This window comes from Vogesella mureinivorans (assembly GCF_007644035.1).
Taxonomy (GTDB): Bacteria; Pseudomonadota; Gammaproteobacteria; order Burkholderiales; family Chromobacteriaceae; genus Vogesella; species Vogesella mureinivorans.
Window position 1 is genome coordinate 1 of record NZ_VMTV02001011.1, and the last position, 314, is coordinate 314.

A 314-nucleotide genomic window follows, 5' to 3' on the forward strand; every position below is an offset into this window, starting at 1 on the left:
CCGCAGTCCATCCAATGCGAGCGAGAGTGGTTGGTCCAAGTGGAGAAGAAATCCATGTGGATGAATGGGGACGCATCAAGGTTCGCTTCCTCTTTACCCGCAATGAAGACCACAGTCATGATGGTGGCGCAGGCGCGAATAACAATGATACGACTTCACATGCAGAACTGAACGCAGTACGCCAAGCTTGCCAGAAATTACAGCGTTTATCTTTAAAAGATTGTGTGGTCTATGCAAGTGGTCAGCCTTGCCCAATGTGTTTGGCTGCAATGCGGATGGTTGGCGTGGAGAAAATTGTCTATGCTTATTCCAAT

Annotated in this window: 1 protein-coding gene; it reads left to right on the forward strand. The window is 48.4% G+C overall.

Annotated elements, in window-relative coordinates:
* Positions 1–56: 56 nt before the first annotated feature.
* Positions 57–314 (forward strand): deaminase (locus FLQ44_RS22490; protein WP_206209101.1); only part of this gene is annotated, 258 nt, incomplete at its 3' end.